The 14,222-nt window shown below is 34.8% G+C and carries 12 protein-coding genes and 2 pseudogenes; 8 read left to right on the plus strand and 6 right to left on the minus strand.

What is annotated here, in order from left to right; all coding sequences use genetic code 11:
* Positions 1 to 114 precede the first annotated feature (114 nt).
* The 5 genes and pseudogenes from QUF93_RS07290 (at position 115) to QUF93_RS07310 (ending at position 8,021) form a co-directional block, all read left to right on the plus strand.
* Entirely contained in the window at positions 115 to 504 is a 390-nt protein-coding gene (locus tag QUF93_RS07290) for a hypothetical protein (protein ID WP_002116680.1), read from the plus strand.
* Positions 497 to 739 (plus strand): annotated as a pseudogene (locus tag QUF93_RS07295) (DAK2 domain-containing protein); the annotation flags it as partial. The gene QUF93_RS07290 and the pseudogene QUF93_RS07295, both read left to right, overlap by 8 nt.
* Before the next feature lie 538 nt (positions 740 to 1,277).
* A complete protein-coding gene (locus QUF93_RS07300) occupies positions 1,278 to 2,453 on the plus strand; it encodes a caspase family protein (RefSeq protein ID WP_289358316.1) in 1,176 nt (391 codons plus the stop codon).
* Positions 2,454 to 3,088: 635 nt separating this feature from the next.
* Positions 3,089 to 5,473: an immune inhibitor A domain-containing protein gene (locus QUF93_RS07305; RefSeq protein ID WP_289358317.1), complete on the plus strand. Its 2,385-nt coding sequence runs from the start codon at positions 3,089 to 3,091 to the stop codon at positions 5,471 to 5,473.
* Positions 5,474 to 6,287: 814 nt separating this feature from the next.
* Positions 6,288 to 8,021 (plus strand): S-layer homology domain-containing protein, encoded by a 1,734-nt coding sequence (locus QUF93_RS07310; RefSeq protein WP_289358318.1) that lies wholly within the window; start codon positions 6,288 to 6,290, stop codon positions 8,019 to 8,021.
* A 180-nt stretch (positions 8,022 to 8,201) separates the two neighbouring features.
* Here the strand turns inward: QUF93_RS07310 and QUF93_RS07315 are convergent, their stop codons facing one another.
* Positions 8,202 to 8,303 (minus strand): YjcZ family sporulation protein, encoded by a 102-nt coding sequence (locus QUF93_RS07315; RefSeq protein ID WP_000505688.1) that lies wholly within the window; start codon positions 8,301 to 8,303, stop codon positions 8,202 to 8,204.
* A gap of 277 nt (positions 8,304 to 8,580) precedes the next feature.
* On the opposite strand from QUF93_RS07315, the gene QUF93_RS07320 reads away from it, so the two are divergent.
* Positions 8,581 to 10,011 carry an IS4-like element ISBce2 family transposase gene (locus QUF93_RS07320; RefSeq protein WP_080019313.1) on the plus strand — a complete coding sequence of 477 codons (1,431 nt, stop codon included), beginning with the start codon at positions 8,581 to 8,583 and terminating at the stop codon, positions 10,009 to 10,011.
* A 168-nt stretch (positions 10,012 to 10,179) separates the two neighbouring features.
* Here QUF93_RS07320 and QUF93_RS07325 read toward each other — a convergent pair whose 3' ends face one another.
* Positions 10,180 to 10,641: a hypothetical protein gene (locus QUF93_RS07325; RefSeq protein WP_289358319.1), complete on the minus strand. Its 462-nt coding sequence runs from the start codon at positions 10,639 to 10,641 to the stop codon at positions 10,180 to 10,182.
* Between the two features lie 203 nt (positions 10,642 to 10,844).
* Between QUF93_RS07325 and QUF93_RS07330 the strand changes: the two genes are divergently transcribed.
* On the plus strand, positions 10,845 to 11,156 hold the full coding sequence (locus QUF93_RS07330; protein WP_000637510.1) for a YbjQ family protein: 312 nt from the start codon (positions 10,845 to 10,847) through the stop codon (positions 11,154 to 11,156).
* Between the two features lie 401 nt (positions 11,157 to 11,557).
* On the plus strand, positions 11,558 to 11,704 hold the full coding sequence (locus tag QUF93_RS07335) for a hypothetical protein (protein ID WP_002116689.1): 147 nt from the start codon (positions 11,558 to 11,560) through the stop codon (positions 11,702 to 11,704).
* Positions 11,705 to 11,799: 95 nt separating this feature from the next.
* Here QUF93_RS07335 and QUF93_RS07340 read toward each other — a convergent pair whose 3' ends face one another.
* The 4 genes and pseudogenes from QUF93_RS07340 to QUF93_RS07350 form a co-directional block, all read right to left on the minus strand.
* Positions 11,800 to 12,105, minus strand: a complete 306-nt coding sequence (locus tag QUF93_RS07340) for a hypothetical protein (protein ID WP_289358320.1) — start codon at positions 12,103 to 12,105, stop codon at positions 11,800 to 11,802.
* Positions 12,106 to 12,239: 134 nt separating this feature from the next.
* A complete protein-coding gene (locus QUF93_RS07345) occupies positions 12,240 to 13,232 on the minus strand; it encodes a zinc-dependent alcohol dehydrogenase family protein (RefSeq protein WP_289358321.1) in 993 nt (330 codons plus the stop codon).
* Between the two features lie 476 nt (positions 13,233 to 13,708).
* Positions 13,709 to 13,895 (minus strand): annotated as a pseudogene (locus QUF93_RS28840) (hypothetical protein).
* A 150-nt stretch (positions 13,896 to 14,045) separates the two neighbouring features.
* Complete coding sequence (locus tag QUF93_RS07350) at positions 14,046 to 14,186, minus strand: YflJ family protein (protein WP_000273535.1); 141 nt, start codon at positions 14,184 to 14,186, stop codon at positions 14,046 to 14,048.
* Between the last annotated feature and the right edge of the window lie 36 nt (positions 14,187 to 14,222).

The following is a 14,222-nucleotide window of genomic DNA, read 5'->3' on the forward strand; positions in this document are numbered from 1 at the left end:
CTTTATAGATTCTAATTATAGACATATGAATCATATAATTTGTCCCTATCAAACTGATCATTTTTTGCATCTAATATATTGTAAATATATTTTATTTTGAAAGGATGTGATTATATGGCTCATAAATCTACTGGAGTGTTTCGAGTTCCAGTTTCTGAAAATGGGATTATTCCAACTGCTCTCAACATTATGTTAAACAATGATTCACGCTGCCATACTAGTAATGTAACGGTAACTGTTAAGAGAAGTCGAAACACTTTTTTCCCAACTCAAAATGAATTAGTTGAAATCTCTCGTACTTTTGTTTCTTTAGAACCAAACAGAACAACTAAGATTGTGTTGTTTACTCCAGAATTCCAAATAGAAGATTTTCTTGATGTCATCATTAGTGGAAATAAAGATGATGTTAAGGATGTTCTTGTATATTCTTTCTTAGCAGATTCAGCAGGTCACAATCTGCCATCTACTGTTTTCAGAAATGCAGAATACACTTTTGCTTGCTGACGCACTTGCTCTATGTGTAGACTCTTGGTTAGCTAGCGCTTCAAATGAAGAAGACATGAAAACTGCCTTTGAAAAAGGAGCAGAAGCAGCGGGCAAAGGAGCAGAGTACACGAAAGAAATCGTAGCTCGCATGGGCCGCGCCGGTACAGTTGGTGAAAGAAGCTTAGGATATCCAGATGCAGGTGCGCATGCGCTTGGAGTTATCTTTACGGAGATAGCAGGTAGTTTGAGATAGTAATGATGTTAGTTTGAAAGAATCCCCTTCATGGTAAGTTGTTTACTGTGGAGGGGATTTTTTATAGTTGATGGTATAGAAAATTTCTTCATGTACCCTTTTTGGAGCATTGTCATGTATGCTCTTTATGCAAATATGTGTATTTTTATACGACTAGGGATTTTAAATTAAGTTAAAAAATGAGTTCAAGTAAGTATGGAATTTAGGTTGTTTAATTGTTTAGTGCTCCAAAATTATAGTTGGAAATTTTATGAGGTGTTTCGAGGAGAAATAAAGGTATTGTTCTATAAGGTGTACCATTCGGTGTTGTGGATAACGCTAGACATACAACGAATGCGTCGCAATATACATTTATTCTATATTTGGTGTATTAATTAAGTCGAGGGGTGTTATTAGATAGTGACTATTACGTAGTGAAAGGTTAATAATCTTTCACTACGCCTTTACGAAAATAAACTCGTCTTCTATTATGTAAAATAATCTTAGGTAAATGATATACTAGTATTATAGTAAATTCTTACAAAGGATAAGGTGCAAAATGAATAGATTAGCTTATGTGGTTGGAATAAGTGAATATATAAATTGGCCAAGTTTAAAAAATCCAGTAAATGATGCGGAAACTATGAAGGAAGCCTTAGAAAATGCAGGCTTTGATGTAAAAGTATTTAACAATACTGAGTATTCAACGCTTTCAAGTTGTATAGCTCAATTTAAATTTGAACTGAGAAATTATGATACAGGTTTATTCTATTTTGCAGGACACGGAATTGAAATAAATGGAGACAATTATTTAATTCCGTCAAATGCAGAGCAAAATACGGACGAAAGTATCTCCGCTACTTCAGTTAATATTTCATCTATGGTTAAAGAAATATCATTATCAGATGAAGGTGTTTTTATACTAATTCTGGATGCATGCAGAACAAAACTTTTTACTGACGGAGTACGGGGATTTAGAGAAACGGGGTTAAAAAATTTCACGAATACTCCGATTGGAACTTTTATTTCATTTGCAACGGGCCCAGATTCAACGGCGAGTGATGGTAATGATGATGATTCTAATGGGTTATATACAAAGGTATTAAGCAGTCATATTCTCGTGGAAGGCTTAAAAATTGAGGAGCTATTTAAAAAAGTGAGAAAAGAAGTAGTTAGTGCATCAAAGAAGAAACAAATTCCTTGGGAACATTCTTCTTTAATGGGGGATTTCTATTTTATAGAGCCTAAAGCAAAGTTTATTGAACCGTTGAAAACAGAAAGTGATATGCAGGAAAAAGAATATGCGGATGATTATGAAGAAGACAAATACGAGCAACATAAAGAATCCTACTACAATACATTAGATGGAATTAATCAGCGCATTGAAACAATAAAATATAAAGAGTTTTACATCGTTAGTAAGGTTAGAACTCAAGTTAATCAATATACTAGTGGGAATATTCATTGGTGGGGTAAAGGAGGAGAAGGGTATACTGATAATTTAAAGGAAGCAGGGAAGTTTTCTAAAGAAGATATAAAAGGGAAAATTGAACCATATAATTTCACTTTACGTTTTACTAAATCTTTTGCTATACCAGTTCAAATAGTTGATGAATTATTTGAACAATCTAATGATTATGTTCAATATAATAGAGGTATTTTAGATGAATTTGAAAGTGTAGAACCTTCTATAATTGGTGATCTTGAATGGAATTTACCCGAGAGTATGTACTAGATATTTGTAGTTACAATGGGAAAAGGTTAGAGGAAAGAGATAAAAACTTTGTGAGAGTAATTAGGGGATGGAGGACACAGAACAAACTGTTGTTGTAGCTTAAAAGGAAATAGTGGCAGAAAAAAAGAAATCTCACTGGGAATTTTTGAAATAAGTGAATATGTCAGATAGAAACGAAAAGATCCTTGCTCGTTTTATGAACTAGGATCTTTTTTATTTGACTTAAAATGATTTTTCCTGTTTTGTGTAAAGTTAATTGTAAAATATAAATGGCTAGTAAGGAGCGGCAGCAATATTTGAAAAAGAATTGTTGAATGTTAAAAGTTTATACCCGATTGTAAGGGGTGTTATCCAAATTAGAATGGGGGAGTAAAGGACGAAACGGATGAATTGCGAATTACATGCTAAGGACTTTATAAATTGTAGTGAAAAAATATGGCCAGAAGAGGTTATGGTATTAGTTTGCTGTAACCTCTTTTTATTTTATTTTTCCATCTCATGTATCCTACCCTGCACAAAAAAATATTTCTCAACATTTCATTCATTGAAAAATATTGAATATTCGCATTATAACGAATATTATGTTGTTAGCGACAAAAAAAACGATAATTCGCAGACACTGGGGAGGAAATGCATTGAAAAAGAATAAGAAGTTAAAACCGTTATCAGTTTTAGCAACAGCGGCAGTGCTAAGTAGTACTTTTGCTTTTGGAAGTCATGCGGCGTATGCTGATGCGCCATCATCTCTACCAATAGATGAGCATTTAATACCGGAGGAGCGTTTGGCAGAAGCGCTAAAACAGCGAGGCGTAATTGATCAATCTGCATCACAAGCTGAGACGTCAAAGGCTGTTGAGAAATATGTTGAGAAAAAGAAAGGGGAAAACCCTGGGAAAGAAATCATGACAGAAGATAGTCTTACGCAAGAAGCTTCTGATTTTATGAAAAAAGTAAAAGATGCAAAAATGAAGGAAAATGAACAGGCGCAGCAGCCGGCAGTAGGGCCAGTAGCTGGACAAGATGCAGGGTTGAATTCTAGTAAATTAAATGGAAAAGTACCTACTGCACCAGCGAAGCAAGAAGCGTACAACGGAGCTGTTCGAAAAGATAAAGTACTTGTTTTACTCGTAGAATTTAGCGATTTTAAGCATAACAATATTGATCAAGAGCCAGGATACATGTATTCTAAGGACTTTAATCGTGAACATTATCAAAAAATGTTATTTGGTGATGAACCATTTACGTTATTTGATGGATCGAAGATTAACACATTTAAACAATATTATGAAGAACAATCTGGTGGTAGCTACACAGTTGATGGAACTGTAACGGAATGGCTTACTGTTCCAGGAAAAGCTTCAGATTACGGTTCGGATGCGGGTACTGGTCATGATAACAAGGGTCCTTTAGGACCAAAAGATTTTGTGAAAGAAGCATTAAAAGCAGCGGTAGCAAAAGGAATTAATTTAGCAGACTATGATCAATTTGATCAATACGATCAAGATGGTGATGGAAATAAAAACGAACCAGATGGCATTATTGATCATTTAATGGTTGTACATGCTGGTGTGGGTCAAGAAGCTGGCGGCGGTAAATTGAAAGATGATGCGATTTGGTCTCATCGTTCAAAACTTGGATCAAAACCATATGCGATTGATGGCACAAAATCTTCTGTTTCGAATTGGGGCGGAAAGATGGCTGCATACGATTATACAATCGAGCCTGAAGATGGAGCGGTTGGTGTGTTTGCGCATGAGTATGGTCATGATTTAGGCTTACCAGATGAGTACGATACAAAGTACTCAGGACAAGGTGAACCTGTTGAGTCATGGTCTATTATGAGCGGCGGAAGTTGGGCTGGAAAAATTGCAGGAACAGAGCCAACAAGTTTCTCACCACAAAATAAAGAGTTTTTCCAAAAGAATATGAAGGGGAACTGGGCGAATATCGTTGAGGTAGATTATGATAAACTTCGCACGGGAATCGGTGTTGCAACATATTTAGATCAAAGTGTTACAAAATCAAAACGACCAGGAATCGTTCGTGTTAACTTGCCGGACAAAGATATTAAAAATATCGAGTCAGCATTTGGTAAGAAGTTTTATTACAGCACAAAAGGAAATGACATTCATACAACACTTGAGACACCAGTATTTGATTTAACAAATGCAACGGATGCTAAGTTTGATTATAAGGCATTCTACGAACTTGAAGCGAAGTATGATTTCCTTGACGTATATGCGATTGCAGAAGATGGAACGAAGACACGCATTGATAGAATGGGCGAAAAAGATGTAAAAGGCGGCGCGGATACAACTGATGGTAAGTGGGTTGATAAATCATACGATTTAAGCCAATTCAAAGGGAAAAAAGTAAAACTGCAATTTGAGTATTTAACAGATATTGCAGTAGCTTACAAAGGCTTTGCGTTAGATAATGCTGCATTAACTGTAAATGGAAAAGTTGTTTTCTCAGATGATGCAGAAGGTCAGCCAGCAATGACGTTAAAAGGATTTACTGTGTCTAACGGATTTGAACAGAAAAAACATAACTACTATGTAGAGTGGAGAAATTACGCTGGCTCTGACACAGCGTTACAACATGCGCGTGGCCCAGTGTTTAATACAGGAATGGTTGTATGGTATGCGGATCAAAGCTTTACAGATAACTGGGTAGGCGTTCATCCAGGTGAAGGATTCCTAGGAGTAGTAGATTCTCACCCAGAGGCAATCGTAGGTACATTAAATGGACAACCGACTGTGAAGAGTAGTACGCGTTATCAAATTGCCGATGCGGCATTCTCATTTGATCAAGCGCCAGCATGGAAAGTGAATTCGCCAACTCGCGGTATCTTTGACTATAAAGGATTACCAGGGGTTGCAAAATTCGATGATTCTAAGCAGTATATTAACAGCGTTATTCCAGATGCAGGACGTAAGTTGCCGAAACTAGGATTAAAGTTTGAAGTAGTAGGTCAAGCTGAAGACAAGTCTGCAGGTGCAGTTTGGATTCATCGATAGAATAAGGTGAAACTAAGAGGAGCTGCCTCATAAGTTGGTGAAACCGACTTATGGGCAGCTCTCTTCTTATTGTAGAAACGAGGCAGTTTAGTTTAGGAACTAGTTCATTGGAAAGCAATTCTTTGAAAATGAAAGAGACTATAGTAAAAAATATATAGACTATCAAATATGGAAATGGAATTAAAACTATATATTCTCGGAATTTTTTACGCAAGCAAACCATTGACCTATGATCTCGTTATGATGCTTAATAATTTGAGACGCCGATAATACGGTAGAATTATATGTACTATGTCCATTCTTTACAAGAGTAACGTCATATCCTAAGCTGTATACACGCCGGCATGTTGCATCTATGCAAACTACAATGCTTAATGTATCCAAAAGTTCCAAAGAATATTGTATGGAGGTATGAAGTGAATGCCGATAATTACAATTAGTAAAAATTGTTTTAAATAAAGGACATGAAATTGGCAATCATACAATGAATTATGTTAAAAGGTATGTTCTCAGGATTATATTGCGATTTTAATGGGGATAGTATTGTTTTTATAGGCTACATTTTAGCGAAATAAAAGATCAAAAGCGATATGTATATTAATAAGGTTACATTAGTGTTTTTCTTTTCATTTATATATTCGCAAGTAAAATAGCATAATATCAGTACGAATCACTATATTAATATGAGTTTTTGCATATTTTCAAATTAATATATCCCCTGAAAAGTTTTAATTGTATAATATATCTTGTCATAGTCTTTTAGATTTTCCAACAAAAAACAACAAGAATGGAAGACGTATGGGGAGAGGGTATTATGTACACAAAACTATTAAAATCAATTACATCATTAACGTTAATTGGAAGCGCTTTCTTTTATGCGAGTGGTAGTGATGTGAAAGCTGCTGAAGCGGGTGCTTTTTCTGATGTGCCTACATCACATTGGTCGTATCCTGCTATTAAAGATTTATCGAGTAAAAATATTATTTCAGGTTATGGAAATGGGATGTTTGGTTTTGGGGATGTTGCGACGAGGGAGCAGGTGGCAGCTTTAGTTTATCGAGTGTTAGTACCGAATAAGCAAAGTGGTACGTTTAGTAATGATAGTGCTCGTTATGTATTAAAAGATGGATCTGCTTTAAACAATCCGTATCGTGATATTCGCTCAGGTTCTACACTGTTTCCTGAAGAGGTTTTAACGTTAACGAAATTAGGGATTTTTAAAGGTGATGGAAATGGTGGTTTTAGACCGAAAGATTCTGTTAGTCGTGCGGAAATGGCGCAAATTCTTACAAATGCTTTTCATCTTTCTGCTAAGCAAACACACACATTTAACGATGTTCCAAATGGTTTTTGGGCAGAAAATGCGATTAGTGCCGTGCAGTCAAACGAGATTGCAGCTGGTACAGGGGAAGGGAAGTTTGGGCCATATAATACGGTAACACGTGAACAGTATGCACAGTTTTTATATAAAACTTTGCAATATAAAAATACTAATGCGCAAAATACAGCAGATGCTGCACTATTAACAGCATTCAAAAATGAAGTACAAAAGCGTATTAATACGTACGAAACGAATATTACACTTCCATATTACACGACAAATAGTAATAAAGAAGAAGTGATGAATACACTTTTTAACGCATATAAAGAAGTCGCAAATAAAAATGAGTATACAAATTATAATAGATCGAACGTTTCGTACTCACTTTCTGGATCACCAGGGAATTATACGTTTACGTTAAAGATTACATATCGTGAAACGAAAGAACAGACAGAGTATGTGATGAAGCAAACGAAAGCCATTGTTTCATCTATTATCCAAGCGGGAATGGATGATCATGAAAAAGTGAAGGCGATTCATGATTACGTAGTAAAACATGCTTCTTACGATACGTCTTATAAAGCGTATACAGCATATGAGGCACTCGTGAATCGTTCTGCCGTTTGCCAAGGTTACACACTATTAACCTATCAATTATTAAAAGAAGCTGGAATTGAGAATCATTTTGTAGTAGGAACTGGAGACGGTCAGCCTCATGCTTGGAATTTAGTTAAAATCGATAATAAATGGTACCATCTTGATACAACATTCGATGATCCAATACCTGATAAACAAGGGCGAGTAACATATTCTTATTTCAACTTATCAGATGAACAAATTGCAAGAAATCACGAGTGGAACCGCGGAGACTATCCGCAGGCTACAACAAGTTATTATGATACAATTACAAATAAAATTGCAGTGGGTAGCCCGAAAACAACTGCATACGAACAAATATTAAAAGATACAAAACTAAATTATTTAGCAAATGAGTACGTTGCGAATAACTATAACGAATTAAAAAATAAAATGCAGCAGCGCTATAGTGCAAAAGTAGAAAAGATTGAGGTTCTTTATAAGCAATCAATGGACGGTTCCTTACAAGATGTGAAAAAAGCAATTGGAGAAATCGGTTTTCCAAAAGGAGCGAACCGTGTTTCTTATAAAGCTGAGCCGTATAATGCAAAAGAAGGATATTCTTTGGTGACGATTACGTTTACATATTGATAATAAAAAAGCATCTACTTCAGATGCTTTTTTACTATTTGTGTTTTCATGAATATGTATAATTACATAAAATTTAAGGGGAAAAGAGAGTATACTTTGGTATTGTGTAATAAAGATAGGGGGATGTTTTAACGTATAAAGAAAAGACACTCATATAAGAGTGTCTTTTCCGATAGTTTTTTAGCAGAAGCAAGAAGCTCCAACTATGATTAATAAAATAAATAATACAACTAATAAAGCGAAGCCACCGCCACAACTACTACAACTACCACCAAAGCCCATAACAGTTCCTCCTTTAGATAAGAGGGGAAAACAAGAGGTCACTCATGTATTTTAACGGATTCAATTTACTTTATGCATTTACGTATGAATTGAGCAGGTCCTTTTGAAAATAAAGAAAAGACACCTTCTAAGGTGTCTTTCTCCGATTTGAACCATCTCAAGTTTAATGATAGGGGGTCTCGCCACACATCCATCAACTTAAGGATTTAGACTATTCTTAAACTTAAAAGCACGTTACTATTCTCTTATGTTAATGAGAAAGGGTGACGTGCTTTTTATGAATATGCATCAAAAACAAGAGCTGTCTTTATTTGCCGAAGAGTTATATCGATATATGTCTCCCGCTACACTTAATCAATTAGCTATAGAAGCAGGTGGAATGAAACGAAAACGTAAGTGCCATGGGCACCATTTTTTATCTTTGTGTGTATGGTTAAATCAACAAATCGCTACAACCTCTCTTACTCAACTTTGTAGTCAATTAGAAACTTCAACAGGAATTTTATTAAGTCCTGAGGGACTGAATCGACGATTTAACTCGGCTTCTGTAGCCTTCTTTCGAAATGTATTTACTACACTTCTACAAGCTAAAATTGGAGGATCATCTACAATTTCTCATTCTCTTTCTGCTTACTTTGAGCGGATTCGCATCCTTGATTCTACAACCTTTCAAGTTCCAGATCGATTCGCAGCTACTTATCCTGGTGCCGGAGGCTGTAGTCATACAGCTGGTGTGAAAATTCAATTAGAGTATGACTTGTTGAGTGGAGAGTTTTCTGATGTGAAAATTGAACCAGGAAAACGAAGTGATCAGGCATATGGGGCGACTCGAATGGACATGACACAAAAGAATGAACTATATATTCGTGACTTAGGGTATTTTCGTTTACAAGACTTTAAATCGATCCAAGATAAGGAAGGGTATTATTTATCGCGTCTTAAATTACCAACTAAAATATATAGAAAAGAATTCGAAACAGTGGTATTTAAAACAAAACCTGCTCAATTGAGACCGGTATATATACAAATTCATTTGGAAGACATCATGAACCAATTACAACCTGGCCAAGTGTATGAATTACATGATGTATATGTAGGGAGCAAAGACAAACTACCCACTCGCATTGTGGTTTATAGATGTACAGAGGAGCAAAAACAGAAACGTCTACATGATCGAGCTATTCGCGAAAAGAAAAAAGGGATTACATATACAGAGCGTACGAAACTTTTACAAGGAATTACGGTATATATGACAAACATTCCTACGGAATGGGTACCGAAAGAGAAAATCTATGATTTATATTCACTGCGTTGGCAAATTGAGCTGTTATTTAAAATATGGAAATCTTGGTTTCGAATTCATCGTTGTAAATCTATTAAACAAGAGCGATTAGAATGCCACCTTTATGGACAACTCATTAGTATCCTATTATGTTCTTCTACTATGTTTAAAATGAGAGAACTCCTGTTACGTAAGAAACAGAAAGAACTAAGTGAATATAAAGCGATGTACATAATTAAAGATTATTTCTTACTTTTTCATCAAGCACTACATAAAAACACCCAAGAATTATCAAAGATTCTCCTTCGTCTGTTTAACCTCCTACAGCGAAACGGACGAAAATCTCACAGATATGAGAAAAAAACAGTCTTTGATATTTTAGGTGTTGTGTATGAGTATACCACTTCTGCCCATCAGGTAGCATAGCGAAAAATTTGAAACCCGTCAGGGTTTATTTGATGTGCCTACTTTTATAACATCTATAAAAGATAATAAAAAACTACGTGGAAAGACCGCATTTTGTATAAAAATATACGTTAAGTTGATGGATGTGGGGTCTCGCCACATACCTATCAAGCTGAAGGGGATCTTTTTTTAGCTTTTAAAGAAATCCTTCATCATTTTAGCGCCTTCAATGTTCACTGTCACACCTTCTACTTTATCTTTCTTCTCATCTTTAGCGATCGTAATTTGTTCCTTATTATCAACCCACATAAGAAATTCATCTTTTGAGTCATCTTTATATGTAACGGTTATAGTAGAATGTGCAGATTGTTTCTTTTGTTGATCTAGTGCGATTGTTTTCGGTGTTCCGTTTTGAACTGCTGAAACAATAGATTTTATCATTTCTTCATTGTCTGTTTGAGATTTGGAAATATCATTATCGGTTGTTCTAAGTAATTCAATGTTTGTAATGGTTGCGGAGTTTAATTGAAAGGTATTTTGTGTATGTTCTTGCTTAGCTTGTGAAGTTTTATCTGTAGCCGAGGTGCTTGTACAACCAATTAAATTGAAAGATAGAACGGTTATAGCGCATACATAAGTGATTTTTTTCATGCTATCCCTCCTTAAATATAATTATAACAATTTTCTGTCAATTAATGCAGTTATTGTAAGAGATAGGTAAAATAATATTTCATCCTTACAAAATTGTCACATTCATGTAAGGTAATTCAATAGATTAGTTACTTTTTCCATGTCATAATAAAGACATAAGAAAGCTAATCAAAAAACTATAAGTTATTAGGAGAGTGTCAGTCATGATTGTAACAACAACGTCTGGAATCCAAGGTAAAGAAATTATTGAGTATATTGATATTGTAAATGGTGAAGCTATTATGGGTGCAAATATTGTTCGTGATTTATTTGCTTCAGTTCGTGATGTTGTCGGTGGTCGTGCTGGTTCTTATGAAAGCAAGCTAAAAGAAGCGCGTGATATTGCAATGGATGAAATGAAAGAACTTGCAAAACAAAAAGGTGCGAACGCTATCGTTGGTATTGACGTAGATTACGAAGTTGTTCGTGATGGCATGTTAATGGTTGCTGTAAGTGGCACAGCTGTACGTATATAATTAAATAAAAAACAGGCTCATCCTCTTGAAGTGTATGCTTTGAGGGGATTTTTTATTTTTCTTTTGTTCATGACTAAAGTTAAAATAGAGAAGGGCTGATGTACTAGCTCGCTTATTTCAAATGTAGTATATATTCTTTTCAAAGAGAAAAGTAAGAAATATAGCAATCTTTATATATGCTTAATGAAAGTGTTAACTTTATGATAAATAATAAAATTGTTATTTGAGGTAATGAGAGAATTAGTGGTATGAATAACTTTAGAGGCGGTTAAGGGGAATTTCCAATTTGTAATAAAAAACGGAGGTACCGAAAACCTTTAAGAGAGTTTATAGAAATAAACGATTGAGCACTTAAAGAGTTATAGTACATAAAATTTATAATGAATGGGGGGAGTTATATTATGTTTTGGTTAGGGGGCTTTTTAGGATACGTTTTAGGTTCCGTTATTACATGTGCTCTACTTTACTTTGGGTATAGATCCAATGAAAACAAAAAAGCGGATATGCAAAAGAGGGAGGAGAGAAAAATCAATAAAAAAGGTGTATAGGATGTGAAAGGTAAGTTGATAACATTGATGCAAAAATAAAGGACAGTTACATATTTTATATGATGACTATGTACTGTCCCGCTTATTCCTTTGGATTATGAAAAATCGTTTCCTGTCTTGCTATAAAATTCATAGGCGAAAAAGCCAAATAAATAGCCTATTCCAGCTCCTAAACCAACTGTAAACAGTGAATAACCTGGGAAAAATATGTCGAAAATTATACCGATTAAACACCCTAAAAGCATTCCCATTGGTATGAAACTATCTAATAAATCTTGAGCGTCTTTTGATTTTTTCTTACCTAGATTGCCATGGTTATATTTATGCTTAAGCCTTTCAATTACATATAATACAATTCCTCCAACTATTACAACAGGCGCAATTGCCATGATTAACCACATGATAGAATCTCCTTTCACTTCTTAATCAAATCATACAAGCTACTTAAAATTCTATTTCGTTAAATGAGCCCATAGTTGAACGTACTATCCTCTTATGAATTAAAAGATCAATCAAAAGGACTTTTCAATTGTATTTAATAACTCGTCAAAAACACTTTTCCTTTTGTTTTTTCAGCAGACTGAACGACATCAATCGCAGTTTTCACATCTGCTAAGTCATACGTAGAATGTACCGTCATGAAACGTAATTGTTTATCTTCTACTAAGCGGATTAAGTGACGAAACGTTTCTTGCCATTTATATGCTGACACGTCTTTATTCCAATGTCGTAAATGAAATATGTTAGCGTACACTTTTGCTTTAGTGACAATCTCTGCCCAGTTTACTTGTATTCCAGATAGAAGACCTATAGTTAAAAAGTGCCCATTTGGACGTAAGGAGAAAGCTAATTCATTTCCATCCGGTCCTCCAATAGAATCAATCGCAGCATCTGCACCTATTCCGTTTGTTAAATCCATAACTGTTTCATGAAGCGGGGCAGTGGAAGTATCGATTACATGATGGGCACCAAGCTGAAGTAATTCTTCTATATGTTTACTATTTCTTGTCACTGCAATTAATCGGAAGTTTAAAATTTGCGATAACTGAGCAAAAAGGTGACCAATAGCGGATCCACAAGCATTTACTAATAAAACATCATTCGGTTTTAAGTTTAGCGTTTCTGTGCATGTGACCCACGCCGTAAGGGGATTAATATACATTTGTGATGCTGTAAAATCATCAATTGAATCAGGAATAGGGATTACGAAGTCAGCTGATGTTATAACAAAATCTTGCCAAGTTCCTTCTCCGCGTAATGGCAAAACGCGTTTGCCGATAAGGTCTTTAGAAACGAAATTTCCTACATCTTCTACAATACCAACGCCTTCATAACCAGGTATGTTAGGTAAAGGGATTCTATGTGCATATGCTCCGGTTACTGGAATTAAGTCAGATGGATTAATCGGTCTGACTAGCATACGAACGAAAACGTCATTATCTTTTAATGGTTCTATATTTTTATATTCAACCTGTAACACATCTTTCGGATTGCCAAACTCATGAAATTGAATGCATTTTCCGTGCAAAATAATTGTTCCTCCTTAGTGTGATTGGGTTAATTATAGCATTTTTAGCTTAATTGATTATTTCAGTAGCGCTAAATAAAGAGGAACAGACAATCGTTGTTTATTCATTTGATAAAATCGTAGAAAATGGTATTGCTGTGTTTAAAAAATTTAATAAAAAATAGGCTCGACCCTTGGATTTTATGCTTCGAGGGGATTTTTATTGTGCAAATTTCAAAAAGATACATTAATTATGTAGCATTGTATGGATTGTAAAATCGATTTTCTGAATAAGTTATTAGGTACATAGTAATATAATAAAAAGACGCCCTTGTGAGCGCCTTTTTCCGACTTGAGATAGATGTATCATTATTGTTCTGTTAGGATACATAGCTCTCGTTTAAAGTTTACTCACACAAATGATCTGTGTATCAATTCGTTTTGATATACAGATCATTTGTATGATAATTCTTATAGATAATTGCTGAATGATAACCTTACATGAATGCTTTTAAAAGTTCTTGAACCAATGGAATTACTCCACCTACGAATTTTAAAACTGCTATTGCGATTTCCATATGATTGCCTCCTTTTTTTTAATAGTAAGATGTAATGAATCTTTATACCCTCATTATAGTAAGCGTTTACGAATGCATCAATACATTTTGATATGCAATATTTCATATTCGTATTCGGTAATGAGGAATCAGTAATTTATCAAAAAGTAAGGCGCATCTTGTATGGTATAACGATAAAAATGAATGTTAAGGTATCATGATTTCCTTTTTATTTACTAAATAAAAAGGAAGCAACCGTAGTCGCTTCCTACATCTATTAAGCCGAAGCTTTCTTCATTCTCTCAAGTAAACTAGATAATATATGCGTACGATAAGATTCTAGTTTTTTACCTTCGTAAGTACGAATACCTAATTTTTTAAGTTCTTTTACATACCAACCTTTGCTTCCGAAATACATGTGATCGCTCCCCTTCAACTTTTTTATTTGTCCTGA

The sequence above is a fragment of the Bacillus hominis genome (assembly GCF_030348325.1).
GTDB classification, from domain to species: Bacteria; Bacillota; Bacilli; order Bacillales; family Bacillaceae_G; genus Bacillus_A; species Bacillus_A hominis.